This is a genomic window from Bradyrhizobium sp. Gha, assembly GCF_900113735.1.
In the GTDB taxonomy this organism is placed as follows: domain Bacteria; phylum Pseudomonadota; class Alphaproteobacteria; order Rhizobiales; family Xanthobacteraceae; genus Bradyrhizobium.
Genome location: NZ_FOQM01000006.1, coordinates 93,987 through 120,034, shown reverse-complemented (window position 1 = coordinate 120,034; position 26,048 = coordinate 93,987). Strand labels below are relative to the sequence as shown.

Here is a 26,048-nt window from a genome sequence, read left to right as displayed (position 1 = left end):
TTTGCGGCGGAACCCGCTGAAGTCAGGACGATTTTGTGACCTGTCTCACCGCGCGACAGCACCGCTTTGCGCGACATTAGCGGCGGTTTGTGCACTGCCCTCTCAGGTGCTATAGGCTGTCCTTCATCCTTCCCGATCCCGTGCCGACGAGACTGAAATGGCTGGCTATTTTCAACGCCAACTGGCCGATTATGTCGAATATCATCGCGATCCCTGGAATTGCGCGATGCACGTGGTCGGCATTCTCCTGCTCTTCACCGGCGCGACGCTGCCGCTGACGCGGGTCGCCTTTCCGATGTTCGGGGTGGAGGTGAGCCTGGCGGTGATTTTGGCGCTGCCCGTGCTGGCATACTGGCTGATGCTGGATGCCGGCGTCGGGCTTGGCATCCTCGCGTCGATGATCGTGCTGCTTTCGGTCGCAACCGCAATCGGCAATCAGGTCTCGACCGCCATGATGTGGTCGATTTTTGCGGTGCTCATCGGTCTCGGCGTTGCGTCCCAGATCGTTGGCCACCGGGTATTTGAGCAACGGCAGCCGTCGATGGTCGATCATCCCTCGCATTTCCTGCTTGGACCGATGTTCGTCATGGCAAAATTATTCATTGCATTGGGCTTCCGTCGCGACCTTGCCGCGATTCTGGCGCCTGTTCCGACCAATTCCCTTTCGACCCGTTAGTTCTAGAAGCGAAACAGCAAACCTTCTGCATGACTCTCGCACTGGTTACCGGTGGCAGCGGCTTCATCGGACAGCATCTCGTCGAAGCGCTCCGCGCCCGTGGGCAGCGGGTACGTGTTCTCGATGTCCGGCCGCCGGCGACCGCGAATGCGGACGTCGAGTATGTGCACGGCTCGGTGCTGGACGCTGCGACGGTGGATGCTGCGGTTTCCGGGGTAGATCAGGTCTATCACCTTGCCGGCCTGCCCGGCATGTGGGTCGCCAACAAGCAGGATTTCCATGACGTCAATTTCCGCGGCACCGAGGTCGTGCTTGCGGCGGCGATGAAGCGCAACGTCTCGCGCTTCCTGCATTGCTCGACGGAATCGATCCTGTTCCCCTACGCCGATCTCAACGGCGTTGCGGCCGAGGAGGCGCTGCAGCCGGCCGATGCGATGCCCGGCGCCTATACGCGCTCGAAGTCGCTCGCCGAACATCATGCCGCCAAGGCGGCGGCGAGCGGCTTCCCGCTCGTGATCGGCACGCCGACCATGCCGATCGGCGCGGCCGACCACAATCTGACGCCGCCCACCGCGATGCTGTGGTACTTCCTCCAGAAGAAGGTGCAGCCGCATCTCGACTTCCTGGTCAATCTCGTCGACGTCCGCGACGTCGCCATGGGCCTCGTGCTGACGATGGAGCGCGGCCGCATTGGCCAGCGCTACATCCTCGGGGGCGATTGCGTCAGGCTGGGCCAGATCCTGCGGATGATGTCGGCGATGAGCGGACGGCGACACTATCCGGTCGTCGTTCCCGGCAAGATCGCCGAGCTCTCGGCGATCATGCTCGAGAAGATCTCCGATCGCATCACGCGCCGCCCGCCCAACGGCACTGGCGAGGGTGTGCGCATCGCGCTTGCCGCGAGCGACCTCTCGATCGCCAAGGCCCGCACCGAGCTCGGCTATGCGCCGCGGCCGATCGAGCCGGTGCTGCGCGAAACCATCACCCATCTGCTCGCCCGCAACGGCCAGCAGCCCTCCGGCGCCATCAAGCATCACGCGCTCTCCTCGCGCGCGAGCTAAGGCCGCCGCCCAAACCAAAGAACCTTTCCGCATGTCCTTCGATTTCAGCAAGCTTCTCTCCGTCGCCTGGGGCGGCTGGACCACGACCTGGCCGACCGAACTCCTGGCTCTGATCTGGCTCGCCTTTCTCGCCAGCTGGGTGGGCGCCTCATTCTGGCAGGGGCGGACCAAGAAGCAGGTCATGACGCTGGAGTCGCAGCGCTATCGCCTGCCGATCCTGGTCGGCGGCATCCTGTACACGCCGTGGATTGCGGCGGCGCTGGGCTGGAAGCCGCTCTGGGTGCTCGGCAACACCGGCATCACCCTCGCCGCGGTCCTCTCGATCGCCGGCATCGCCTTCGCCTGGTGGGGCCGGCTGCATCTCGGGAAATTCTGGTCGAACACCATCACACACAAGGAAGACCACCGCGTCATCGACACCGGTCCCTACGGCATCGTGCGTCACCCGATCTACACGGGGTTGATTTTCGGCATGCTCGTCACCGGCTTCGCGATCGGCGGCGTCACGACGATCCTCGGCGCGATCCTGATCTCGCTCGGCATGTGGCAGAAGGGCCGGATGGAAGAGGTATTCCTGTCGAAGGAGCTCGGCGAAGACGCCTACGGCGCCTATTGCCGCCGCGTGCCGATGATCATCCCGTTCACGTCGCCGCGGTGAGCGCGGCGTTCTCTAGCCGCACCTCAGGATGAGGGGGAACTCCCCTATGCAAATTCGATCAGCAGCCATTCCCAGGGAATAGCCACCCTGTGAGTTCCGCCCCGGTTGACCTTTTGACCGCCAGCCAGTTGGATGCGCGCGCAAAAAGGCACGACGACGTTCCATCGTCGATCTGGAGAGATCGACGACGGGCCTGAGCCCGCGCGGGGCTTGGTGCGGTCGGACGTTGGACTGAACAGCATGTTCCACAGGGGCTTTCCCATGAGTTTTTCCAGCATCTTTGCGCAGTTCGTCGCGTTCGTTGGCGGCGTCGCGCTGCAATGGCGCAAGCTCTCGGGCGCCGCGCCCGCACCCGCCTGGGGTCAGGCGCCCGCCATTCCCGAAGCCAAGCCGCAGGGGGCGCTGCCCACCTTGAAGATGCCGACCGCCAGGGGCTGGAGCCAAGGCCAAAAGCCGACGGTCGCGGCGGGGCTCAAGGTCAATGCGTTTGCGACCGATCTTGACCATCCGCGCTGGATCGAGGTCCTGCCCAATGGCGACGTGCTGATCGCCGAGGCGACGCAGATCGCAGGTGCGCCGCGCAGTGTGTTCCACTACGCGATGCAGGCGACGATGCGCCGCGCCGCGGCGCTCGGCGTCTCCGCCAACCGCATCACGCTGCTGCGCGACAAGGACGGCGACGGTGTCGCGGAAGTCCGCCGCGCCTTCATGGAGAACCTCAACCAGCCGTTCGGCATGGCGCTGGTCGGCGACACTTTCTATGTCGGCAACACCGACGGTGTGATGGCCTTCCCCTATGTCGCCAATGCCGACAGCATCACCGCGCCGGGCAAGCAGCTCACCACTTTCAAGCCCAGCGGCCATTGGACGCGCAGCCTGCTCGCAAGCCCCGACGGCAAGAAGCTTTACGCCGGCGTCGGCTCGCTCAGCAACATCGCCGAGATGGGCATGGAGGTCGAGGAAGGCCGCGCCGCGGTCTACGAGCTCGACCTCGCCGCCGGCACGCATCGGATTTTTGCTGCGGGCCTGCGCAACCCCGTGGGGCTTGCCTGGGAGCCGACGACCGGCGTGCTCTGGACCGTGGTCAACGAGCGTGACGGGCTCGGCGACGAGACGCCGCCGGATTACCTGACCTCGGTGCGCGATGGCGGCTTCTACGGCTGGCCCTACTGCTACTGGGGCAAGACAGTGGACGACCGCGTGCCGCAGGATCCGGCGATGGTCGCCAAGGCGCTGACGCCGGATTACGCGCTCGGCGGTCACACGGCCTCGCTCGGCCTGTGCTGGATGCCCGCGGGGACCTTGCCGGGCTTCGGAGACGGCATGGTGATCGGCCAGCACGGCTCCTGGAATCGCAGCACGCTGTCCGGCTACAAGCTGGTCTTCATCCCGTTCGAAAATGGAAAACCTTCAGGCCCTGCTCGCGACATCCTGTCGGGATTCCTGTCCCCGGACGAGAAGGAATCCTACGGCCGCCCCGTGGGCGTCGTGATCGGCCCCGACAAGAAGTCGCTGCTGATGGCCGACGACGTCGGCAACGTGATCTGGCGCGTCACGGGCGCGTAAGTTGAGGTAGACGCTCCCGGACTCGCTGCACCTCTCCCGCTTGCGGGAGAGGTCGCGCCCAACGGGGCGCGCCGAAGGCGCGCCCGATGACAGGCTCCGGCGCCGGTGAGGGTTCTATCGTCTGGGGGAGTATCCCGTTGCGGAAACACGCTCTCCCCAGCCCTCCCCCGCATGCGGGGGAGGGAGCCCACCGGTGTCCGGGCTAATGAAGCCTCAACCCATCAAGTCCCGACACACAACGTGGCGCGCTGCTTGCGCAGCAGCGCGATCACGGACAGCGCGGTGATCATCCCGGTCTTGGGATTCTCGGACGGGATGTTCTCGATGCCCATCGAGAACCGCGCCGAATCCGCCTCGACCTCGATGCGATGAACATTGCGCGTCACGGTGGGGTCGGCCCAGACCTGCATCTGGGTGCGATCGGGCCCGATGCCCGCCAGCGACAGCGCGACTGCGACATTGACGTTTGCCGGAAAGCCCTTCGCCGCGTCGCGCGCGCTGCCCTCGAACAGCTTGAGCGGCTCGCGCAGATTGTCGATGTCGATGTTGTTCTGCACGATGAACGGCGCCCCCCTCAAGCCGTCGATCGGCTTGCGCGTGACCATCTTCACCGCATGAATCGTGCCGACCGCGGCGGCGTTGACCGCATCGAGCCCGATCAGTGCGCCCGTCGGCACGAGGATGCGGCCGCCATTGGCGCGGGCGAGATCGATCAGGTCGAAATTGTCGAGCAGCCCGCCGACGCTGACCACCACCGCGGACTTGCCGCGCCTCACCGCCGGCTCGACGATCGCACGCAACTGGCTGCTCGGCGCACACTCGACCACGATATCGGCGGCGTCGCCGAGCTGGTCGATCGCCAGGATCTGCGGCCGATGGCGCAGGCCACTCAGAAACGCCTGATGTTTGGCAGGATCGCGCACGGCCACGGCGGAGAGCGTCAGCCCCTCGATGCCCTGATCGAGCGCGGTCGCAATCTTGCTGCCGATCGAGCCCAGGCCTGCGATGGCCACCCGCAATTGGTTCGGCGCTTTTTGATCCGTCATTGCATCCCACCTTCGATCCGGACCAGTGTCATAGCCGCTCACGCCTCGCGCGCATAGCTGCGCAGGCGCCTCTCCAGCACCGCCAGCATCGCATCGCGGGCCGGGTCGCGCGAGCCGCGCAACCAGGCCGCAGCCAGCGGCAGCCGGCCGACCGGGCCGCTCTGCTTCAGCCGGAGCGGCACGAAGCGCACGCCTGACACCGCCATTCGCGCGGTCCAGCGCGGCACGATCGCAACGCCGAGCTTGGTTGCGACCAGATTGATGATGGTCTGCTTCTCGTCGGCAACCTGCACGATGCGCGGCGTCAATCCGGCCTGCTCGAACAGTTTCGTCGTAAGGTCGTGGCTGTCCGGCCGCGAGCGGCGGTCCGGCACCAGCAAGGGCTCATCGGCGATATCGGCCAGCCTGACCGACTTGCGCGCGGCGAGCGCATGGCGCTGCGGAAACGCCACGATCGCGGTCTCCTGGAGCAGCGGGCGGAACTCCAGCCGCTTGTCCGCCCGGTCGGGCGGACGGACGAAGGCGAGATCGAGCGCGCCGGTCAGGATCTTCGGCAACAGCCTGATGGTCTTGTCCTCGAGGAGCTGGACCGAGACCTCGGGATGCCCGGCGCGGAAGTCGCGCAGCAGCAGCGGCAGCAGACCGGCGGCGGCACTGTCGATGGCGCCGATCCGCAGCCGCCGTGCAGCGCCTGCACGCGAACGGTTGCGCAAATTGCTCTCGACAGCCTCGACCCGGGCGAGAATGGCGCGGGCATCGCGCAGCAACGTCGTGCCGTCCTCGGTGAGCGAGACGGCGCGGGTCGTGCGCGCGAACAGCCGCGTGCCCAGATCCTCCTCCAGCAGCCTGATCTGGCGCCCAAGCGCGGACGGCAGCATCTGAAGATGCTGCGCGGCGCGGCCGAAATGCAGCTGCTCGGCGGCCGCCACGAAGCATCGGAGCTGGTGCAATTCCATCCGCCGTCCTCTCGTCTAGACGCAGTCGTCATGCCCGGCCTTGTCCCGCCTGCGCGGCCGAAGCCGCTTCGGCGCGGCGAAGGCCCGGGCTTCCACGTTCTTTGTGCCGCGGGAGAAGACGTGGATTGCCGGGTCAAGCCCGGCCATGACGCGGTGGGGGCTATACGAGGATTATATCATTTTTTTGTATAAACCAGCGCTCATTGAAGGCACCGGCGACCCTGCCTAGGCTCATTGCCGGCATCCCACTGACGTCCCAAACGGAGCATCCCATGCGCACCCATTCGATCGCAGCCATTCCCGCCGACGGCATCGGCCCCGAGGTGATTTCCGCCGGCGTCCGCGTCCTGGAAGCGCTGGCCGAGCGCAGCGGCGATATCGCCTTCAACGTCAAGACGTTCGACTGGGGCTCGGACTTTTACAAGAAGCACGGCGTGATGATGCCGGCGGACGGCCTCGCTGAGCTGAAGAAGTTCGACGCGATCTATTTCGGCGCGGTCGGCGCGCCTGATGTCCCTGATCACATCACGCTGTGGGGCCTGCGCCTGCCGATCTGCCAGGGCTTCGATCAATATGCCAATGTGCGCCCGACCAAGATTTTGCCGGGCGTCGCCTCGCCGCTGCGCAATGTCGGCGTCGGCGATCTCGACTGGGTGATCGTGCGCGAGAACTCGGAAGGCGAATATGCAGGCATGGGCGGCCGCGCCCACAAGGGTCTGCCGGAAGAGGTCGGCACCGAGGTCGCCGTCTTCACCCGCGTCGGCGTGACGCGCATCATGCGCTACGCCTTCCAGCTCGCGCAGTCCCGCCCGCGCAAGTTTCTGACCGTGGTGACCAAGTCGAACGCCCAGCGCCACGGCATGGTGATGTGGGACGAGATCGCCGCCGAAGTCGCGACCGAATTCCCCGACGTGACCTGGGACAAGATGCTGGTCGACGCGATGACCGTGCGGATGACGCTGCATCCGAAGAGCCTCGACACCATCGTCGCGACCAACCTGCACGCCGACATCCTCTCCGACCTCGCGGGTGCGCTGGCGGGCAGCCTCGGCGTGGCGCCGACCGGCAATATCGATCCGCAGCGCCGCTTCCCCTCGATGTTCGAGCCGATCCACGGCTCGGCCTTCGACATCACCGGCAAGGGCATCGCCAACCCGGTTGCAACCTTCTGGACCGGTGCGCAGATGCTGGAACATCTCGGGGAGAAGGATGCGGCGGCACGGCTGATGAAGGCGGTCGAGCAGGTCTGCGCAGCCGGCGTGCTGACGCCTGACGTCGGCGGCAAGGCGACGACGAAGGAAGTGACCGATGCCGTGATCGACGCGATTCACGGCTCGAACGTCTGAGCGAAGTCTATTTCTTCCGGGCCGAAGGTGCCGCCGGCGCCGGCACCACCATCGCCGCCGTGGCGTCCGGCGGCGTCAAATGCCTGGGCACGATGATGGACTGGCCAGGCGTGAGCGTCGCGTTCTCCGCAAGCGAATTGCTCTGCGCCAGCGACCACAGCGGCACGCGATTGGCTGCGGCAATGCTCTCCATGGTGTCGCCGCGGCGAACCGGCATGCGCACGCCGCTGTCCCACAATTCGACCAGCGTGTCACCGGGGACGAGATAGCGCAGCGGCACCGCATCGGCCTCGGTCTGCGCCGCCTGGATGCGCGGCAGCTGCGTCACCATCTCGACGATCTGTCGATGGATGTCGTCCGACTTCTCGATGTTGATGTGCGTGACGCGGCTGTTCTCCTTCAGGTCGTAGCTTGCATAATGGCCGCGATAGCCGGGCACCGCCACGACGTTGCCGCCACCGAGCACGCTGTCGGAGAGGAAGATGTTGATGAAGCGCTCGACATTGAGCGGCACGTCATCGGTCGCGTGCGCGGGATCGATGGTGATGACGAGGCTGATCGGGATGTTCTCCTTGGCCGCCATCTCGGAGATGAGAACCGAGCATAGCCCGCCCATGGAATGGCCGATCAGCACGATCGGCGCCGGGCTCTCCTTGTAACTGGCGATGGCGCGGTTACCGATCAGCCGGCACAGGGTGAATTCGTAGACGTCGGCCGAGAAGCCGGCCTTGGTCAGCTTCTCGCTCAGCCGGTCGATGCCGGTCGAGAAGATCGGCCCCATGGCGCCTCGGAACAGGTAAATCTTCGGGGGCGGCTGCGGCTCGGCTGCTGGCGGATCAGGAGGCGGCGCAGGGGTCGTGACGGCCGCACGCTTCGGTTTGGCGGGCGAGGCCGCGACCAGACCGGGGTTCAAGACGAGCAGCGCAACCGCCGCCAACACCAGAAGTCGCCTTGGATCAATCATCAAGTCCTGCAGTCCCGCCACAGGAGGCAAGCGCCTCCCTTGCGGCGCTTAGTGACCACCGATTGGGCGGAATTTGGGGCACGGATCATTCGGCCGCTGGCCGTTTCCTTGACCCGGGCCAAGGTCGCGGCCGTATGGTGCCACACGGCGATGTGACCGACCACCTGGTCGGGGCATGGACAATCAAGGTTCGCGAGCGCAGTTAGCCGGCGGCGGCCAATAGCCGCCGCAAGCCTGCCTCAGTTCCGTGCAGGCGCGATTGCTGCCGCTGAACGCGCCCCCCGCGGAGCACGGGGCTCGGCAAGCGGTCCGGCCGGACCGCGCGAGCGGGCGATCGCGGCGTCGATCTCGGCGATGACGCGGCGCTGGATCGCCTCGTTCTTGTCGATGGTGATGTGGCCGACGCCGCTGCCGCGCACGTCGACATTGTCGAGCTTGCCGTGGAAACCATCGGCGGCGCGGACGGGCTCGCCCGGACCGTCGCCGATATAGATGTTGATGTAGCGCTCGGCGCCGGTCGACAGCTTGGTCTTGAACACGGAGTCGAGGCCGATCGCGAGCTTCACGGGAACGCCGAGATGGTTGAGCTTGGCGATCATGTCAGGCAGCGCGGTCGCGCCCGAGGAGTGGCCCACCAGAATGATGGTCTTGAACCGGCCCGCCTTGTATTCCGTCGCGGCTTCATCGGCGAGCGAGGACCAGGACACGAAGTTCGCGACGGTCACCGGGATCCCCTGCGCCTGCAGCCGGGCGCCGATCGTATCGAGCCCGAGCGAGAAGATGTTGAGCACGCCACGGAGCAGATAGACATGCGTCGTCGCCGCGGCCTGGCTCGGTGCCGCCCGGGCGGAGGTCGGGGTCATGGCAACAGCTGACAACAGAAGCAGGCAGATCGCCCAGATGCGGAGAGTGGGCAACTGACTGGCGGCGGCTGTGTGACGGCCGTTCGGTCTCATGGATGGCTTCCCCGGGGATTAGGATACGCTTCGCGATTGACCGGAATCGTAGCCACGGCCTGCTCGCAGACGCAACAAAGAGCCGCGTGAACAATGATCTTAGCCGCAACCCGTGACCATCGCGCAACACTTGTTCTCAACCTGCCGCTTAACGGCCGGTTTTGAGACCATTTTTCTCCCGGCAATTGCGACGGGGCAAGGCCATTCCTATTTCAGGGTTCCGCTGCTCTCCGCCCGCCCAGGGTGCGGGTTTCGGCGCCTCCCCCACCCACACGGCCCCCATGTCCTCCATCATTTCCGTCGCCAATTTGTCCAAGACCTATGGGTCCGGCTTCAAGGCGCTCAAGAACATCAACCTCGACATCAAGCGCGGCGAGATCTTCGCGCTGCTCGGCCCCAACGGCGCGGGCAAGACCACGCTGATCTCGATCGTCTGCGGCATCGCCAATCCGAGCGAGGGCAAGGTCCTGGTCGGCGGCGAGGATATCCAGACCTCCTATCGCAAGGCGCGTTCGCTGATCGGCCTCGTGCCGCAGGAATTGCACACCGACGCCTTCGAGAGCGTCTGGGCGACGGTCAGCTTCTCCCGCGGCCTGTTCGGCAAGCCGAAGAATCCTGATCATATCGAGAAGGTGCTGAAGGACCTCTCGCTCTGGGACAAGAAGGACAACAAGATCATTACGCTGTCCGGCGGCATGAAGCGCCGTGTGATGATCGCCAAGGCGTTGTCGCACGAGCCGCAGATCCTGTTCCTGGACGAGCCGACGGCCGGCGTCGACGTCGAGCTGCGCAAGGGCATGTGGGAGGTGGTCCGCACGCTTCAGCAATCCGGCGTCACCATCATCCTCACCACGCATTACATCGAGGAAGCCGAGGAGATGGCCGACCGCATCGGCGTCATCAACAAGGGCGAGATCGTGCTGGTCGAGGACAAGGCGACCTTGATGCAGAAGCTCGGCAAGAAGCGCCTGACGCTGCATTTGCAGGCCAAGGTGACCTCGCTGCCGGAGAGTCTCAGCCAGTACGCGCTCGACCTCTGCGACGGCGGTGAGACGCTGGTCTACGACTACGACACCAAGGGCGAGCGCACCGGCATCACCAGCCTGCTCAGCGATCTCCGGACCGCCGGCATCCGCTTCAATGATCTCGACACGAACCAATCGTCGCTCGAGGACATCTTCGTCGACCTCGTGAGGACGTCATGAATCACCGCGCCATCCGCGCCATCTATCTCTTCGAAATGGCGCGCACCTGGCGCACGCTGCTCCAGAGCATCGTGTCGCCTGTGGTCTCGACCTCGCTTTATTTCGTGGTGTTCGGCGCCGCGATCGGCTCGCGCATCAGCCAGGTCGAGGGCGTCAGCTACGGCACCTTCATCGTGCCGGGCCTGATCATGCTTTCGGTGCTGACACAGAGCATCGCCAACGCGTCGTTCGGCATCTATTTCCCGAAATTCACCGGCACGATCTACGAGATCCTGTCGGCGCCGATCTCATATTTCGAGATCGTGCTCGGCTATGTCGGCGCCGCCGCGACCAAGTCGATCATTTTGGGCCTCATCATCCTGGCGACAGCCGGGCTGTTCGTCCCGTTGCATATCCACCATCCGGTCTGGATGCTGGCCTTCCTGGTGCTGACGGCGGTGACGTTCAGCCTGTTCGGCTTCATCATCGGCATCTGGGCCGACGGGTTCGAAAAGCTGCAGATGATTCCGATGCTCGTGGTGACGCCGCTGACCTTCCTCGGCGGCAGCTTCTATTCGATCGGCATGCTGCCGCCGACCTGGCGCACGGTCGCGCTGCTCAACCCCGTCGTCTACCTGATCTCCGGCTTTCGCTGGAGCTTCTACGAGATTGCAGACGTCAGCGTCTCCGTCAGCATCGGCATGACGTTGGCATTCCTGGCGGTCTGTCTCGCCGTGATCTGGTGGATCTTCCGGACCGGATACAGGCTGAAAAACTGATCCTTCCGGTCATTGCGCGCTCGTTCAACTACCGGTAACAGCGGAAGTGGTGATAGCCGTCATAGTATCCTCGGCAGTGGCGGCGACCGTGATAGGGAATGCCCAGGATGCCGTCGACTGCGCCCACGGCGCCGCCGACCCCGGCACCGACGACACCTCCGACTGCACCGCCCACGGGACCAGCGATCCGGTTGCCTTCATAAGAGCCCTCCTGGGCGCCGCGCACGATGCCCTGGGCATGGCCGGGATGCGGCAGCGAGATCAGCGCGAGAAGGACGACGGCGGCCGCGAACAGCAGGCGGACGCGGAAGCCGGCCGGCAGGACTGCGGCGGTGGTACGAGCTTTGTTCATCTTCGGTCCCAAAGGGATGGCTGGCGGCGAAAGTCGCCTGTCTGGCAGGAGACGATCAACGCCGGAAGCGGCCGAATGGTTGCGCCTTTGTGACGAATTGTCGGCGATGTGAACGCATCTCCCGCTCGCGAAAATGTCAGCGCCGCCGCGACATGCGCGGCACAAAGCGGCCTTGCTTACGCCCGGCATCACGTTAACGATGGCAGGAAGGTTAGCTTGGCAGGCCGCTGGAACGAAAGCCGGATTGCAGGCATAATGCATGCCGGGGGACGGTGAGCCGCGGCGTTATTGTTTGAGCATGATCTTTTCGGAAAACGCTACACACTTTTCCGGATCATGCTCCAGCGTGAACAGGCCGGAGGCCAGACGTCAGATGCGTTCCTTATTCATTGCGTTCACTTCCTTGATGCTTTTGAGCGCGGGCACCGCGCAGGCCAAGGTCGACATTACCGTCGACAAGGACAATCAGCAGATGACCGTCGTCGTCGATGGCGTGACGCGGTACCACTGGCCGGTGTCAACGGGCATCCCCTCGCGCGAGACGCCAAGCGGGTCCTTCCGCGCCTTCCGAATGGAAGAGGATCATTTCTCCAAGGAATTCGACGACGCGCCGATGCCGCACTCGATCTTCTTCACCAAGGTCGGACACGCCATCCACGGCACCGACTCGGTCGGACGATTGGGCACGCCCGCCTCGCACGGCTGCGTGCGGCTGTCGCGTCAGAACGCGTCGACGCTCTACGCGCTGGTGCAGGAGCAGGGCGTGCTCAACACCACGGTGACGTTGACCGGCTCGGCGCAGGTCGCGCTCGCGCGCAGTCGCGGTCGCACCAACAACGCAGTCGCCCGCGCGCAGCAGCCGGCCGAGGAGCAGCAATACGCCACCTCAGGCGATCCCGTGAACCTGGCGCCGCCGATGCAGCCCGCGCGGCGCTACATCCAGCAGGACGACAACTACATCTATCCCGCCGACGGCAGCGACACCGGGGCGCGCTATCCGGCGCCGCGCCCGATCACCCGCCCCTACGGTACGCAGGTCTACCAGCAGCTGCCGCAAGCGCAGCCGACCTACGACCCCGCCTATAGCCAGCAGGGCTACTACTATCAGCCGCAGCGGCGGCAGTATTATCAGCCGCGCAACTACTACCAGAACTGATGTAGTCGTTTGAACGCGGCATCGCCGCGTTCGACGATTGTCCGCACAGCGTCGACCAACGCGCGCGCGACCGGCTCTATGATCTCGGCGGGCTTCTTCGCAGCGGCATCAGATATCGCGGCACGACGGCCGGGTCGAGATAAGCGCCGCGACGAAACGGCAGGTTGACCTTCAGAATCTTGCCGGCGAGATCGCTCTCGCGTCATATGCTTTTGCCTTCACTCGGGTTGCGAACCGTGATGCCGTCATCTATTGCGACAATTCTGACCGTGCTAACGGTTCTCACGACAGGATACGCCATGACTGGACAAGCGATGGCTTTCGATCTCGAGGCGCATCGCGGCGGACGGGCGCTGCTGCCGGAAAACACCCTGCCGGCCTTTGCCAACGCGCTCTCGATGGGCGTCGACACGCTGGAGCTCGATGTCGGCGTGACCGCCGACGGCGAGGTCGTCGTGTCGCATGAGCGCGGGCTCAATCCCGATCTCGCACGGGATGCCAATGGCGCCTATGTCGCCGCGCCGGGGACGCCGTTCGTGAAGCTGCGCCTGGCCGATGTCAGGAGCTACGACGTTGGCCAGATCCGGCCGGACAGCGCCTATGCCAAGCAGTTTCCTGACCAGCGCGCGCTGCCGGGGACCCGCATTCCCACGCTGAAGGAGCTGTTCGCGCTGGTGCGCAAATCCGGCAACGAACGCGTGCGCTTCAACATCGAGACCAAGATCGACCCGGATCACCCCGAAGAATCGCTCGAGCCGCAAGCCTTCGTTGCCAAGCTGCTCGGGGTCATCGAAGACGAGAAATTCTCCGACCGCGTCATGATCCAGTCGTTCGACTGGCGGACGCTGCTGCTGGTCCAGCGCCAGGCCCCGACCATTCCGACCGTGTACCTGACGATCCAGCGCGGCTCGGCACCATCAGTCACCCTCGACAAGGCGACCAGCTGGACGGCGGGCTTCAACCCGGCCGATCACGGCGGCTCGCTGCCGCGCACGATCAAGGCCGCGGGCGGTGCGGTGTGGTCGCCCTATTTCGGCGACGTTACCGCAGCACTTGTCGCCGACGCCCATACGCAGGGACTGCGCGTCGTGGTCTGGACCGTCAACAAGCCTGACGACATGGCGCGGATGATCGAGTTCGGCGTCGACGGCATCATCTCTGACCGTCCTGACCTGCTGCGGCAGGTCGCCGGCGAGAAGGGAATAGCGCTGCCGGAGGGGACGCCGGTTCAGCCGTAGGGGTCGGATCTACTGCTCCCCGTATCGCAAGCGCCGGTACAGCGCGCCGAGGATGTTGGAATAGTCGTCGGTCCAGACCCGCACCTTCTCGTCCGCGTCGGTCTCCTCCCACTGTTTTGAAGAGGCGAGCTTGCCGATGTCTTCAGCCTCCCGCGCGGAGATGACGACGTCGGTGGAGAAGATGTAGTCGGCGTCGCGGCCTGAATCCTCATCAAAGACCCAGCTTTTGAGGTCGTTGGCATCGGCAATGCCGACCACGACCGGCTCGAGATCGAGATGCCGGTTGGAGACGTGCATCACCACGGCGCCGTGCGGGGCGAGCTTGTCCTTGTAGATCTTCATCGCCTCTTCGGTGGCCAGATGAATCGGGATTGCATCCGACGAATAGGCATCGACGATAATGAGGTCGTAGATACCGTCGGGCTCCCGCGCGAAGGTGAGACGCGCATCGCCGATCACCGGCTTCAGGTCGGGCAGGCAGCTCGAGATGTAGCGGAAATTCTTCGGATCTCGCGCGGCATCGACCATGGACTGATCGATCTCGAAGAATTTCCAGTCCTCGCCGGGCTCGGCGGCACAGGCGAGCGTGCCGGATCCGACGCCGATCGCCGCGACCTTCAACGGCGCGCCCTTGCGCTCGCGGACCGCGGTGACGGCCTGACCGATCCCGCCGTCCTTGTGATAGTAGGTGATCGGCTCGGGCCGGCCGGTGACCGGCGTGCCGTCATTGTTGCGGAAGCGCTCGGCGCCGTGAATCGTGGTGCCGTGCATCAGCACATGGAAATAGCCGCCCGGCGTCACTACGATCTTGTGCACGCCGAAGAAGCTGCGCACGGTGGTGACCCGTCCTTCGTCCGAAGGATAGATCCGCGTCAAGGCCAGCGCCAGCGCGACGGTGGCAAAGATCTTCCAGCGCCCCGCATCGAACGCCAGCGCCAGAAGCGCGGCGAGCACGCCGACCGCGCAGGCGACCCAGACGCGCTGATCCTCGAGCCAGGTCGAGAGATCGCCCGTCATGGTGGACGGCATGACGAGCGCGAGCGCGAGCAAGGCCAGCGCCAGCCAGTACCATCTCACGATGCCCGCAAGACGTTCGTTCGCCGGCGGCCGGCATAGTGCCGCGAGCGCGACCAGGATCGGATATTCGGCGATCCAGGAGAAGGTGAAGGGCGCGACTAGGCCGGCAAAGAGACCGCCGACCATGCCGCCGAACGACAGCGCGACGTAGAAGCCGGTGAGATATTTGGCTGCGGGACGGGTCCGCGCCAGTTCGCCGTGGCAGGCCATCGCGATGATGAAGAAGCACAATTGGTGTCCACCGAGCGTCAGCAGCAAATTCTGCTCGCCGCCGAAGGCGAGCAGGAAGATGACGCCCGCGATCGCGACCGGCTGCAGCATCAGCATCCATTTGTGCGGCAGCAAGGGACGCTTCTGGAACACCACCACCCAGGTCAGCAGGTACAGCGACAGCGGCAACACCCAGAGCAGCGGCGCGGCCGCGACGTCGGTGGAGATATGCGCAGTGACTGCGATCAGGAGTCCCGACGGAACCGCCGCAAGGAAGATCCAGCGCAGCCGCGTCGCCAGTGTGGGCGCAGGCGCATTTGCCTCTTCGGTCTGCGCATCGAGCACAGCCGGCTTTGGCGAGCGCAGCAGCAGCACGGCGCAGCCTGCGATCAGCAGGATCAGGAGACCATAGCCGCCGGTCCAGAGCCGGTTCTGTGCATGAAGCGTGAACATCGGCTCCAGCAGGAACGGATAGGACAACAGCGCCAGGAAGCTGCCGATGTTGGAGGAGGCATAGAGGAAATATGGATCGTGGCCGTCAGGATGGCCGGTGCGAACGAACCAGGCCTGCAGCAGCGGATTGTTGGCGGCGAGCGCGAAGAACGGCAGGCCGATCGACATCACGAACAGGCCGAGCAGCCAGAACGCATAACCGGACGCCGGCGGTTCGCCATAGGCGCTGGCGATGCCGAGCGGCAGCGTGATGAAGGCCGCAATCAGCAGCACCAGATGCACCACGACCGGAACCACGCGATTCCTGATCTGCATGAGGAGATGCGCATAGGCGTATCCCGCCAGCAGCAGCGACTGGAAGAACACCATCGCCACCGACCACACCGCCGGCGAGCCGCCGAGCCGCGGCAGCACCATTTTCGTGAACAGCGGCTGCACCGAAAACAGCAGCAGTGCACTGACGAAGATCGCGGCGGTGTAGACCGCCAGCAGCAGCCGGTTGCGCGACAAGGACGGCTGCTCCGTCGCGGCGGGTTGCACGATCGAATCCATGGGAGCTCCGGCTTACTTCCGGCGAGCGCCGGCCGCTCGCAATGGAGCACACCGCGCCTGGACGGGCAATAAATGGGCGCGTGATGTTGCAGCGAGGATTGCTTGATATTAGAGGGTCGTTCCGGGGCGATGCGAAGCATCGAACCCGGAACCTCGAGATTCCGGGTTCGCGCTTCGCGCGCCCCGGAATGACGGCAGGCAGAACAACTCGAACCCATCATGACCGAAACCGACGTCGTCATCATCGGCGCTGGCCATAACGGCCTCACCTGCGCGGCCTATCTCGCAATGGCGGGGTTGCGCGTGCATGTCGTCGAGCGCCGCAAGGTGGTTGGCGGGGCCGCGGTCACCGAGGAGTTTCATCCGGGCTTTCGCAACTCGGTCGCGGCCTACACGGTGAGCCTGCTCAACCCGCAGGTCATCCGCGACTTGGGTCTTGCAGAACAAGGCCTGCGCGTGGTCGAGCGGCGCGCGCAGAATTTCCTGCCCGCCCCCGACGGCAACTATCTCCTCACCGGCGAGGGCCGGACCAAGGCGTCCGTCGCGCGGCTCAGCGCGCGCGATGCCGATGCGCTCGACGGCTTCTCGCGCGAGCTCGGTGACATTGCCGACGTGCTGCGTCAGTTCGTGCTGCGCGCCCCGCCGAACCTGCTCGGCAATTTCGGCATTGGCGCCCTCCGCGAGGCCGCAAATGCGTTGACGACGGCCAACATCCTGCGCGGCCTGACGCTGGAGCAAAGCCGCAGCCTGCTCGACCTCTTCACCCGCTCAGCCGGCGAGATGCTGGATGAGCGGTTCGAGCACGATCTGGTCAAGGCGCTGTTCGGCTTCGATGCCGTCGTCGGCAATTACGCGAGCCCCTACGCCGCCGGTTCTGCCTATGTGATGCTGCACCACGCCTTCGGCGAGGTGAACGGCAAGAAGGGCGCCTGGGGCCACGCGATCGGCGGCATGGGCGCGATCACGCAGGCGATGGCCCGAGCCGCCCGTGCGCGCGGCGTCACGATCGACCTCGATGCCGGCGTGCGCGAGGTGATCGTCGCGCGCGATCGCGCCGTCGGCGTGGTGCTGGAAAACGGCACGGCCATCCGCGCAAAGTACGTCGCGGCCAACGTCAATCCCAAACTGCTCTACACGCGTCTGATCGCAGCCGATGCCCTGCCCCGGGATTTTCTCGCCCGCATTCGCCACTGGAGGAACGGCTCCGGCACCTTCCGCATGAACGTGGCGCTGGACCGCCTGCCCTCCTTCACCGCGTTGCCTGGTCACGGCGATCACCTCACCTCCGGCATCATCCTGGCGCCCGGTCTCGGCTACATGGACCGCGCGTATCTCGATGCGCGGGCGCAGGGCTGGAGTCGGCAGCCGATCGTCGAGATGCTGATCCCCTCGACGCTCGACGATACGCTCGCGCCTGCGGGCCAACACGTTGCAAGCCTGTTCTGCCAGCATGTTGCACCCGAACTGCCCGACGGCAAATCCTGGGACGACCATCGCGACGAGGTCGCCGATCTCATGATCGCGACGGTGGACAGCTACGCGCCGGGCTTTGCGTCCAGCGTGCTCGGCCGTCAGATACTCTCCCCGCTCGATCTCGAGCGGCAGTTCGGGCTCTTAGGGGGTGACATCTTCCATGGCGCGCTGTCGCTCAACCAGCTGTTCTCGGCCCGGCCGATGCTGGGCCATGCCGACTACCGCGGGCCGCTGAAGGGCCTCTATCACTGTGGCTCCGGCGCGCACCCCGGCGGCGGCGTCACCGGCGCCCCCGGCCACAACGCCGCGCAGGCGATCTTGCGGGATCACCGCAGCCTGTTCGCAAGCCGTGGATAGGATGTGGACGGGCTGTGGAAAGGCCTGTTGGCAAAGCTGTGGTGAAGCCGGGGAGGCACGGCTCGATCGCGTCGTACAAGCGCCAAGCGGGCTGTGGAGAAGCGAGTTGATAAACCGGGTATAGGCCGGTGGATCGCCGGCGAACAATTTGTGGGTCTAAGCGACGATGGTCGCCCAACGACGTCGCCCGCCAAGGCACAATCTCCCCAGCGGGCGCTCATCGAAAGCCGTGTATGAAGAAAGTTGCCCCGCTGGGAAATGGGAGGCAGAAATTACTTCAAGGAGCTGCTAACCGAACCAAACTTGTCGTTCAATGAGGTGCCGAGGCTGTTCACCACGGTGATGATCGCCAGCGCGATACCGGCTGCGATCAGGCCGTATTCGATCGCGGTCGCGCCAGACTCATCAGACCAGAACTTCGAAACCATGCGCTTCAAGATTTGCCTCCATTTCCCTTCCAGGGTGTGTTGCTGGATCCAACATCCGGAAATCTACGGAGCGCAACCTTCAGTCAAGTTAACTGGGGAACCGCAAGTTATACGGAAAATCAGGAACAAAAGTTCCGCAAATTGAAAGCAACGGGCCCCTGGAATGAAGTTGTCCCCGACCTATCGCGCTACTTTCTCGATCGGCAACGAGGCCGCGGCCAGGCGCGTCGTCGACGTGCTCACCGAGGTGTTTTTCGAGGGCGATGCTGCCGTGGCCGCGTTCGAGCGGCCGGACGGACAATGGGACGTCACGTTGCATTTCGCCGAGGCGCCGGATCAGGCATTGCTCCGCGAACTCATTGCAACTTCAGCAGGAAATGACATTGCCGCCAACCTTGCCTTCGACACGGTCGAAGCCAAGGACTGGGTCAAGGCGAGCCTGGAGGATCTGGTCCCGGTGCCGGCCGGACGCTTCGTTGTCCATGGCAGCCACGACCGCGATCGCGTGGCACCGAACAAGCTCGCGATCGAGATCGAGGCCGCTCTCGCCTTCGGAACCGGCCACCATGGCACCACGCGCGGCTGTTTACTCCTGCTTGACCATGTCCTGAAACAGGCGCGGCCGAAGCGCGTGCTCGACCTCGGCACCGGGACCGGCGTGCTTGGGATCGCGGCCGCGAAATCGCTGCACCGTGCGGTGCTGGCCTCCGACATCGATCCGCCGTCGGTGCGGGTCGCGGCCGAGAACGCGGCGCTGAACCAAGCCGGTCAACATGTCCGGGTGATCCGCGCCACCGGCTTCGCCGCGCCGGATTTTGCCAGAACCGGCCCGTTTGACCTGGTGCTGGCCAACATCCTGGCCAATCCGCTCCGTCAATTGGCCGGCCCGATGGCCCGGCATCTTGCACCCGGCGCGCGCGTCATTCTCTCCGGCCTGCTGAGCCACCAGGCCCCCGCCGTGATCGCCGCCTACCGCGCGCGTGGCCTGGTGCCGCTCCGGCATCTGCGGATCGAGGGCTGGAGCAGTTTGTTGCTGCGGAAGGCGCTGTAGGGTGGGGCTGTAGGGTGGGTTAGCGTCAGCGTAACCCACCTCTTCTACCTCGACGGATACACACAGTGGCGGGTTACGCTGACGCTCACCCACCCTACGGCACCATCAATGCCTCCTACTTCGCCGGTTTGTCGTCCCGGCGCATCGGCAGGTCGGCCTGCACCGCTCGCCGGGCGCGACGCTCGGAGACGCGGTCGATCATCTGGCTGATGAGGCCGCGCGGCTTCTTCGGCGTCGGCGGCGTCGGCGCGCGACGCACCGGCGGCGAAATCTTCTCAAACGTGAACGATGGCATCGTGTGTCCCCTCGCCATTGAGATGAACCACCTGCTCGAATGTCCCTGACATCCGGACGAAGCGCAACTGCCGCATCCATTACTCCACTCAATTCGAATGGAACATTTTCAAGCACAGTCCGTGCCATATTCCGTGCAATTGCGTCCGCATTGCGGACTGATCCTCATGACCCTAAACTGAGCCATGTTCGAAGCGCACTTCCAGACATTCGAGGAGCCCGAAGCCGGCGTCGCATTGACGGCGCGGCTTGCCGCACTCCGTGAAGAACTCGCCCGCCGCAAGCTGACCGGCTTCGTCATTCCGCGCGCCGATCAGCAGCAGAATGAATATGTTGCGCCCTCCGAAGAGCGGCTCGCCTGGCTGACCGGCTTTACCGGATCGGCGGGACTCGCGGCGGTGCTGACCCAGAAGGCCGCGATTTTCGTCGACGGCCGCTACACGATCCAGGCGGCCAAGCAGGTCGACGCCAAGGCGTGGACAGTGGAATCGCTGGTCGATCCGCCGCCGGAGAGCTGGATCTCGGCGCATCTTAAATCTGGTGATCGCCTAGGATTTGATCCGTGGCTGCACACTTTTGCGGCAGCCGAGCGCCTCGCCGCAGCCTGCGCCAAGGCCGGCGCCGAACTGGTGGCACTCGACAGCAATCCCATTGACGCGGTCTGGCAGGATCGACCGCAGCCGCCGATCGCACCGGTCGCGATCCACGGTCTGCAATATGCCGGTGTCGCCGAGGCCGAGAAGCTGGCGCAGATCAAGAGCGAGATCGACAGACTGGGCGCCGACGCACTGGTGCTGTCGGACAGCCATGCGGTCGCCTGGACCTTCAACATCCGCGGCGCCGATGTCGCACATACCCCGCTGCCCCTGTCCTACGCGCTGGTGCCCAAGGTCGGCCGTCCCACCGTGTTCATCGACCATCGCAAGCTCTCCAATCTGACGCGTGATCATCTCGAGCAATCGGCCGACGTGCGCGAGCCCGATGCGCTGACGCCCACCCTGATGGCGCTCGCCAAGTCAGGCGCGGCGATCGCGCTCGACGGCGCCACGGCGGCCGAGGCACTGAGCCGGCTGATTGCGGGCGGGGGCGGCAAGCCTGTACGCGGCAGCGATCCGATCGCGCTGCTGAAGGCCGTGAAGAACGCGACCGAGATCAAGGGCGCGCAGACGGCGCACCGGCGCGATGCGATCGCACTGGCGCGCTTCCTCGCCTTCATCGATCGCGAGGCACCAAGCGGCAAGCTCACCGAGATCGACGCGGTCGAAGCGCTGGAGACCTTCCGCCGCGACACCGGCGCCTTGAGGGACGTGTCGTTCCCGACCATATCAGGCACCGGCCCGAACGGCGCCATCGTGCATTACCGCGTCACCCGCAAGAGCAACCGGCGGATCGTGCCCGGCGATCTGCTGCTGATCGATTCCGGCGCGCAATATGAAGACGGCACCACCGACGTCACCCGCACCATGGCGATCGGCGAGCCCACCGAGGAGATGCGCGACCGCTTCACCCGCGTGCTGCGCGGCCACATCGCGATCGCACGCGCCATCTTCCCCGACGGCACCACCGGCGCGCAGCTCGACACGCTGGCGCGGCAATATCTCTGGGCCGCCGGCGTCGATTTCGAGCATGGCACCGGCCATGGCGTCGGCAGCTACCTGAGTGTCCACGAAGGCCCGGCGCGGATCTCGAAGCTCGGCACCACGCCGCTGAAGCGCGGCATGATCCTCTCCAACGAGCCCGGCTATTACAAGACCGACGGTTTTGGCATCCGCATCGAGAACCTCGAGCTCGTCGTCGCCGCCGCCGTCGAGGGCGCCGAGAAATCGATGAACGCCTTCGAGACGCTGACGCTGGCGCCGATCGACCGCCGGCTCATCAACACCGCGATGCTGAACCGCGACGAGCTCGCCTGGCTCAATGCCTACCACGCGCGCGTCCGCGCTGAAGTCGGACCGGGGCTGGATGAGCCAACGAAAGCGTGGCTCGAGCAGGCCACCGCGGAGCTGAAGGCCTAGACGGCGCCCGCATGGCGCTACGCGATTGGCGCAAGGCTCCAGCATCACGCATAGCCGTATACCGAAACGACCAAGTTCGCGGCCGCGGCGGTGCGGCTAGTGTTCGATCCATGCACGGTATGATCAGCCAACCGCCGGGCGCAGCGACCAACATCGCGACCTCGCGCGTGGTGTTGCTGCTGCTGGTCGTGATGACCGGGATCGCGCCGATCTCGCTTTACATCCTGGTGCCGGCACTGCCCGCGCTGGCGGCGACGTTCGGCCGCGACATCTCCATCGCTCAGATGACGGTGTCGCTCTACATGGTCGGCATCGCGCTGTCGCAGCTCATCATGGGGCCGCTGTCGGACAAGTTGGGCCGGCGGCCGGTGCTGCTTGGCGGCCTCGCACTGATGGTGGCGGCGAGCGTTGCGTGTAGCTTCGCCGAAACCCTGCCGCAGCTGATCGCCGCGCGCTTCTTCCAGGCACTCGGCGGCGCTTCCGGGATGGTGGTGAGCCGCGCCATCATCCGCGACATCTATGAGCGCGACCGCGTCGCCTCGATGATCAGCCTCGTGGTCGCCGCGCTGATGATCGGCCAGATGGTCTCGCCACTCACCGGTGGCCTGATCGAGACCGCGTTCGGCTGGCGCGCCATTTTCTACGCCGTCACCATCGGCGCGATCACGGTCGCCATCGGCATCGCGATCGCACTCCCAGAGACCCGCCGCGACCGCGCGGCCGGCAGCGGCGGCTTTCGCGCCGACGTTGGCGTGCTGATCAAGAGCCGCGCCTTCATCGGCTATGTGATGTGCCAGGTGTTGGCATCGCAGATCATCTTCACCTTCGCCGGCGGCGGCCCCTACATCGTCGTGACGCAGATGGGCCGGACCAGCGCCGAATATGGCGCCTGGTTCGCAACGACCGGCTTCGCCTATCTGGTCGGCAATTTGCTCTGCGTGCGCTTCGCGCCACGGCATTCGCTGGAAAAGCTGATCTGGTTCGGGCTGGCCCTGCAACTCTGCGGCAGCCTCTTGAACCTGCTCTGGAGCTTGACTGCCTGGAACGAGGCGCCCGCCTGGCTGTTCGGCACGCAGATGATCGTGATGGTCGGCAATGCCTTCGTGATGGCGAATTCTGCAGCCGGCGCCATCAGCATCCGGCCCGAAGCAGCCGGCACCGCATCAGGCGCGATGGGCTTCCTGCAGCAAGGCATCGGTGCGCTGATGTCGCAATTCGGCGCCTATCTCGGCGGCCACACCGCGACCACGTTGCCGCTGACTTCGGCGGTTCTCGCGATCTCGCTGCTTTGCGCCTGCACGATGACCTTCATCGTTCCCCGGCGCGACGTCCTGGTGAGCGAAGAATTGATCGAGCAGGCGGAAGAGGAAGAGACCGGGATGATGTAGTTGTCGCTATGCGCGACGGCCGTCACGACATTTCTCGGCGTCATCCCCCGCGAAAGCGGGGGATCCAGTACGCCGCGGCTTCTCCGTATCCTCGACTGTCTCTGGAATGCTGGATCGCCCGGTCAAGGCGGGCGATGACAGCGGAGTGAGTGGCGCAAGAGCTTCTCGCAATGACGAGGACAGAGTTCACTCCCCGATCAGCTTCAGCCACTCATCTTCCGTCAGCACCTGGACGCCGTGCTTGTTGGCCTCCGCGAGCTTCGAGCCCGCGCCGGGGCCGGCGACGACGAGATCGGTCTTCTTCGATACCGAGCCCGATACCTTGGCCCCGAGCCGCTCGGCTGTCGCCTTGGCCTCGTCCCGCGTCATCTTCTCCAGCGAGCCTGTGAAGACGACCGTCTTGCCGGCGACCGCCGAGTTGCTCTTCGGCTTCTCGGCGTCGATGATCTCGACCTCCGTGGTCAGGCGCTCAACGATGCCGCGATTATGGCTCTCGCCGAAATAATCGGCGATGCTCTTGATGACGGTGTCGCCGATCTGGTCGAGCGCGTCCATCTCCGCCATCGCCTCCTCGTCGCCCTTGGCGACCTTGAGGCAGGCATCGTGGAAGGCATCCCAGGAGCCGTAACCGCGGGCCAGCGCCAGGGCCGTGGTCTCGCCGACATGACGCATGCCGAGCGCATAGACGAAGCGCTCCAGCGCGATTTTGCGCCGGCTCTCGATCGCGCCGAAGAGATTGCGCACCGAGGTCGCGCCATAGCCCTCGATCTCCTCGAGCTTGAGCTTGGCGTTGCGCTGCTCCAGCGTGAAGATATCGGCGGGCTCCTTGACCCATCCCTGATCGAAGAAGTACTGCAGCTGCTTCTCGCCCAGACCATCGATATCGAAGGCGCGCCGCGACACGAACAGTTTCAGGTGCTCGATCTTCTGGAACGGGCAGGCAAACTCGCCGGTGCAGCGGGCGCGGGATTCTTCTTCGCCCGCGGCCGTTGCGCCGCGCACGACATCGGTATGCAGCGGGCACGGGCATTTCTTCGGGAACTGGTATTCCCCGGCGCTCTTCGGCCGCTTGTCGAGGACGACGTCGACGATCTGCGGGATCACGTCGCCGGCGCGCTGGATCACGACGGTGTCGCCGATCCTGATATCGCGGCCCTCGCGCAATACCTCGCCCTTGTTGCCGATACCCTTGATGTAGTCCTCGTTGTGCAGCGTGACGTTCTGCACGATCACGCCGCCGACGCCGACCGGCTCGAGCTTGCCGACCGGCGTGAACGAGCCGGTGCGTCCGACCTGGATCTCGATGGCGCGCAGCACCGTCATGGCCCGCTCGGCCGGGAATTTATGCGCGATGCCCCAGCGCGGCGTGCGCGAGACGAAGCCGAGACGTTCCTGCCAATCGATGCGATCGACCTTGTAGACGACACCGTCGATGTCGTAGTCGAGCTCGGCGCGTTCTTCCTCGATGCTCTGGTGGAAGGCGATCAATTCCTCGACGGAGTGACACAGCTTCGTCAGCGGATTGGTCTTGAAGCCGCAACGCTCGAACCAGTGGATCATGCCCGTTTGCGTTTCCTCCGGCATCGCGCTCATCTCGCCCCAGGCATAGGCGAAGAAGCCCAGAGGACGCGAGGCGGTGATGGTCGGGTCCTTCTGACGGAGCGAGCCGGCGGCGGAATTGCGCGGGTTGGCGAAGATGGTATCGCCGGCGGCCTTCTGCCGCTCATTGAGCGCGAGGAAGGCCTTCTTGGTCATGTAGACTTCGCCACGCACCTCGCAGACGTCAGGGACGTTGCGGCCCTTCAGCTTCTGCGGCACGTCTTCGAGCGTGCGGATGTTGGCGGTGACGTCCTCGCCGACCGCGCCATCCCCGCGCGTCGCCGCAGTGACGAGTTCGCCGCCCTCATAGCGCAGCGACATCGACAGGCCGTCGATCTTCGGCTCCGCCGAGAAATTGATCTTGTCGTCGTCGAGCTTCAGGAAGCGCACGATGCGGCCGACGAAGTCGCGCACGTCCTCTTCGGCAAAGGCGTTGTCGAGCGACAGCATCGGAACGGCGTGCTGGACCTTCCTGAAGCGCCCGGACGGCGCCGCGCCGATCTTCTGTGACGGCGAGTCCGCGCTGACGAGTTCAGGAAAGCGCTTCTCGATCGCATTGAGGCGCTGGCGCAGCGCATCATAGTCGGCGTCGGTGACGGTGGGGGCGTCGTCCTGATAGTAGCGCTTGTCGTGCTCTTCGAGTTCGAGCGTGAGCCGCATGTGCTCGACCTTGGCTTGCGCCTTGGTGAGGTCCGTGACGTCGCGAAGCGGCTTTGCTTTGGATTTTTCTGCTCTGGCCATTATACTTAAGATTGTGTCTCGTCGTTTCGGGATGGTCCGAAGGACCAGACCCGGAACCTCGAGATTCCAGGTTCGAACTTCATGCAGCCCGGAATGGCAGGTGGGAAAGGCTCGGGAGTCATGGCGTATTACGTCTATATCCTAGCAAGCCGACGGGACGGAGCAATCTTGTCGGCGTCACCAATGACCTCATACGCCGTGTCTATGAGCATCGAATCAAAACCGTTCCGGGCTTCGCGGCAAAATACAACATCACGCGATTGGTTTGGTTCGAGGCCCATGATGATCCAGTCTCGGCGATCTCGCGAGAAAAAGAACTCAAGAAATGGAAACGCGCCTGGAAGATTCAGCTGATCGAGAAAGACCATCCCAATTGGGATGATCGCTACGAATCGATCTGCAACTAACTTCCCGGGACGATCCGGAAGGGCGTCCTACAATCTCGAGGTTCCGGGTTCGATGCTTCGCATCG

23 protein-coding genes and 1 pseudogene are annotated in these 26,048 nt (G+C 64.8%); 14 read left to right on the top strand and 10 right to left on the bottom strand.

Annotation, left to right across the window (positions count from 1 at the left end):
• Nucleotides 1-157: 157 nt before the first annotated feature.
• The 3 genes from BM222_RS11160 to BM222_RS11150 are packed head-to-tail and all read left to right on the top strand — an operon-like array spanning nt 158 to nt 2,395.
• Nucleotides 158-676 (top strand): Mpo1 family 2-hydroxy fatty acid dioxygenase, encoded by a 519-nt coding sequence (locus tag BM222_RS11160; protein WP_092228318.1) that lies wholly within the window; start codon nt 158-160, stop codon nt 674-676.
• Nucleotides 677-705: 29 nt separating this feature from the next.
• Nucleotides 706-1,737 carry an NAD-dependent epimerase/dehydratase family protein gene (locus BM222_RS11155; protein WP_092228317.1) on the top strand — a complete coding sequence of 344 codons (1,032 nt, stop codon included), beginning with the start codon at nt 706-708 and terminating at the stop codon, nt 1,735-1,737.
• A 31-nt stretch (nt 1,738-1,768) separates the two neighbouring features.
• On the top strand, nt 1,769-2,395 hold the full coding sequence (locus BM222_RS11150; protein WP_092228316.1) for a methyltransferase family protein: 627 nt from the start codon (nt 1,769-1,771) through the stop codon (nt 2,393-2,395).
• Nucleotides 2,396-2,439: 44 nt separating this feature from the next.
• On the opposite strand, the gene BM222_RS39935 is transcribed toward BM222_RS11150, so the two are convergent.
• Nucleotides 2,440-2,658 (bottom strand): hypothetical protein, encoded by a 219-nt coding sequence (locus BM222_RS39935; RefSeq protein ID WP_143105934.1) that lies wholly within the window; start codon nt 2,656-2,658, stop codon nt 2,440-2,442.
• Here BM222_RS39935 and BM222_RS11145 point away from each other — a divergent pair.
• Entirely contained in the window at nt 2,657-3,961 is a 1,305-nt protein-coding gene (locus BM222_RS11145; RefSeq protein WP_092228315.1) for a PQQ-dependent sugar dehydrogenase, read from the top strand. The genes BM222_RS39935 and BM222_RS11145 overlap by 2 nt on opposite strands.
• 221 nt (nt 3,962-4,182) lie before the next feature.
• Here the strand turns inward: BM222_RS11145 and BM222_RS11140 are convergent, their stop codons facing one another.
• A complete protein-coding gene (locus BM222_RS11140; RefSeq protein ID WP_092228314.1) occupies nt 4,183-5,007 on the bottom strand; it encodes an aspartate dehydrogenase in 825 nt (274 codons plus the stop codon).
• A 38-nt stretch (nt 5,008-5,045) separates the two neighbouring features.
• A complete protein-coding gene (locus BM222_RS11135) occupies nt 5,046-5,963 on the bottom strand; it encodes a LysR family transcriptional regulator (protein ID WP_092228313.1) in 918 nt (305 codons plus the stop codon).
• A 272-nt stretch (nt 5,964-6,235) separates the two neighbouring features.
• On the opposite strand from BM222_RS11135, the gene BM222_RS11130 reads away from it, so the two are divergent.
• Nucleotides 6,236-7,309: a tartrate dehydrogenase gene (locus BM222_RS11130; protein ID WP_092228312.1), complete on the top strand. Its 1,074-nt coding sequence runs from the start codon at nt 6,236-6,238 to the stop codon at nt 7,307-7,309.
• Between the two features lie 7 nt (nt 7,310-7,316).
• Here BM222_RS11130 and BM222_RS11125 read toward each other — a convergent pair whose 3' ends face one another.
• Both BM222_RS11125 and BM222_RS11120 read right to left on the bottom strand, forming a co-directional pair.
• Complete coding sequence (locus BM222_RS11125; RefSeq protein ID WP_092228311.1) at nt 7,317-8,273, bottom strand: LysM peptidoglycan-binding domain-containing protein; 957 nt, start codon at nt 8,271-8,273, stop codon at nt 7,317-7,319.
• 239 nt (nt 8,274-8,512) lie between these two features.
• Complete coding sequence (locus tag BM222_RS11120; RefSeq protein ID WP_092228310.1) at nt 8,513-9,229, bottom strand: hypothetical protein; 717 nt, start codon at nt 9,227-9,229, stop codon at nt 8,513-8,515.
• A gap of 281 nt (nt 9,230-9,510) precedes the next feature.
• Between BM222_RS11120 and BM222_RS11115 the strand changes: the two genes are divergently transcribed.
• On the top strand, nt 9,511-10,434 hold the full coding sequence (locus BM222_RS11115) for an ABC transporter ATP-binding protein (RefSeq protein WP_092228309.1): 924 nt from the start codon (nt 9,511-9,513) through the stop codon (nt 10,432-10,434).
• A complete protein-coding gene (locus BM222_RS11110) occupies nt 10,431-11,192 on the top strand; it encodes an ABC transporter permease (protein ID WP_092228308.1) in 762 nt (253 codons plus the stop codon). The genes BM222_RS11115 and BM222_RS11110 overlap by 4 nt, the downstream gene beginning before the upstream one ends.
• 28 nt (nt 11,193-11,220) lie before the next feature.
• On the opposite strand, the gene BM222_RS11105 is transcribed toward BM222_RS11110, so the two are convergent.
• On the bottom strand, nt 11,221-11,544 hold the full coding sequence (locus tag BM222_RS11105) for a hypothetical protein (protein WP_092228307.1): 324 nt from the start codon (nt 11,542-11,544) through the stop codon (nt 11,221-11,223).
• A gap of 373 nt (nt 11,545-11,917) precedes the next feature.
• Here BM222_RS11105 and BM222_RS11095 point away from each other — a divergent pair, with 373 nt between their 5' ends.
• Nucleotides 11,918-12,700, top strand: coding sequence for a L,D-transpeptidase (locus BM222_RS11095; RefSeq protein WP_177243148.1), 783 nt, complete (start codon nt 11,918-11,920; stop codon nt 12,698-12,700).
• Between the two features lie 299 nt (nt 12,701-12,999).
• Entirely contained in the window at nt 13,000-13,938 is a 939-nt protein-coding gene (locus tag BM222_RS11090; protein WP_244547088.1) for a glycerophosphodiester phosphodiesterase, read from the top strand.
• Nucleotides 13,939-13,947: 9 nt separating this feature from the next.
• Here BM222_RS11090 and BM222_RS11085 read toward each other — a convergent pair whose 3' ends face one another.
• Complete coding sequence (locus BM222_RS11085; protein ID WP_092228304.1) at nt 13,948-16,230, bottom strand: spermidine synthase; 2,283 nt, start codon at nt 16,228-16,230, stop codon at nt 13,948-13,950.
• Between the two features lie 219 nt (nt 16,231-16,449).
• Between BM222_RS11085 and BM222_RS11080 the strand changes: the two genes are divergently transcribed.
• Nucleotides 16,450-18,060: a phytoene desaturase family protein gene (locus BM222_RS11080; RefSeq protein ID WP_092228303.1), complete on the top strand. Its 1,611-nt coding sequence runs from the start codon at nt 16,450-16,452 to the stop codon at nt 18,058-18,060.
• Nucleotides 18,061-18,332: 272 nt separating this feature from the next.
• Here BM222_RS11080 and BM222_RS11075 read toward each other — a convergent pair whose 3' ends face one another.
• Entirely contained in the window at nt 18,333-18,488 is a 156-nt protein-coding gene (locus BM222_RS11075) for a Flp family type IVb pilin (protein ID WP_092228302.1), read from the bottom strand.
• A gap of 163 nt (nt 18,489-18,651) precedes the next feature.
• Here BM222_RS11075 and BM222_RS11070 point away from each other — a divergent pair, with 163 nt between their 5' ends.
• The gene (locus BM222_RS11070; protein ID WP_092228301.1) at nt 18,652-19,539 is read left to right on the top strand and encodes a 50S ribosomal protein L11 methyltransferase; all 888 of its coding nucleotides are present in this window, start codon (nt 18,652-18,654) and stop codon (nt 19,537-19,539) included.
• 115 nt (nt 19,540-19,654) lie between these two features.
• Here BM222_RS11070 and BM222_RS11065 read toward each other — a convergent pair whose 3' ends face one another.
• Nucleotides 19,655-19,834, bottom strand: coding sequence for a hypothetical protein (locus tag BM222_RS11065; RefSeq protein WP_092228300.1), 180 nt, complete (start codon nt 19,832-19,834; stop codon nt 19,655-19,657).
• 184 nt (nt 19,835-20,018) lie between these two features.
• On the opposite strand from BM222_RS11065, the gene BM222_RS11060 reads away from it, so the two are divergent.
• Nucleotides 20,019-21,848 carry an aminopeptidase P family protein gene (locus BM222_RS11060; protein WP_092228299.1) on the top strand — a complete coding sequence of 610 codons (1,830 nt, stop codon included), beginning with the start codon at nt 20,019-20,021 and terminating at the stop codon, nt 21,846-21,848.
• A 110-nt stretch (nt 21,849-21,958) separates the two neighbouring features.
• Nucleotides 21,959-23,236 carry a multidrug effflux MFS transporter gene (locus BM222_RS11055; protein ID WP_092228298.1) on the top strand — a complete coding sequence of 426 codons (1,278 nt, stop codon included), beginning with the start codon at nt 21,959-21,961 and terminating at the stop codon, nt 23,234-23,236.
• A 186-nt stretch (nt 23,237-23,422) separates the two neighbouring features.
• On the opposite strand, the gene ligA is transcribed toward BM222_RS11055, so the two are convergent.
• Nucleotides 23,423-25,576 carry an NAD-dependent DNA ligase LigA gene (gene ligA / locus BM222_RS11050; RefSeq protein WP_177243145.1) on the bottom strand — a complete coding sequence of 718 codons (2,154 nt, stop codon included), beginning with the start codon at nt 25,574-25,576 and terminating at the stop codon, nt 23,423-23,425.
• A 120-nt stretch (nt 25,577-25,696) separates the two neighbouring features.
• On the opposite strand from ligA, the pseudogene BM222_RS11045 reads away from it, so the two are divergent.
• Nucleotides 25,697-25,983: pseudogene (locus BM222_RS11045) on the top strand (GIY-YIG nuclease family protein).
• Nucleotides 25,984-26,048 lie beyond the last annotated feature (65 nt).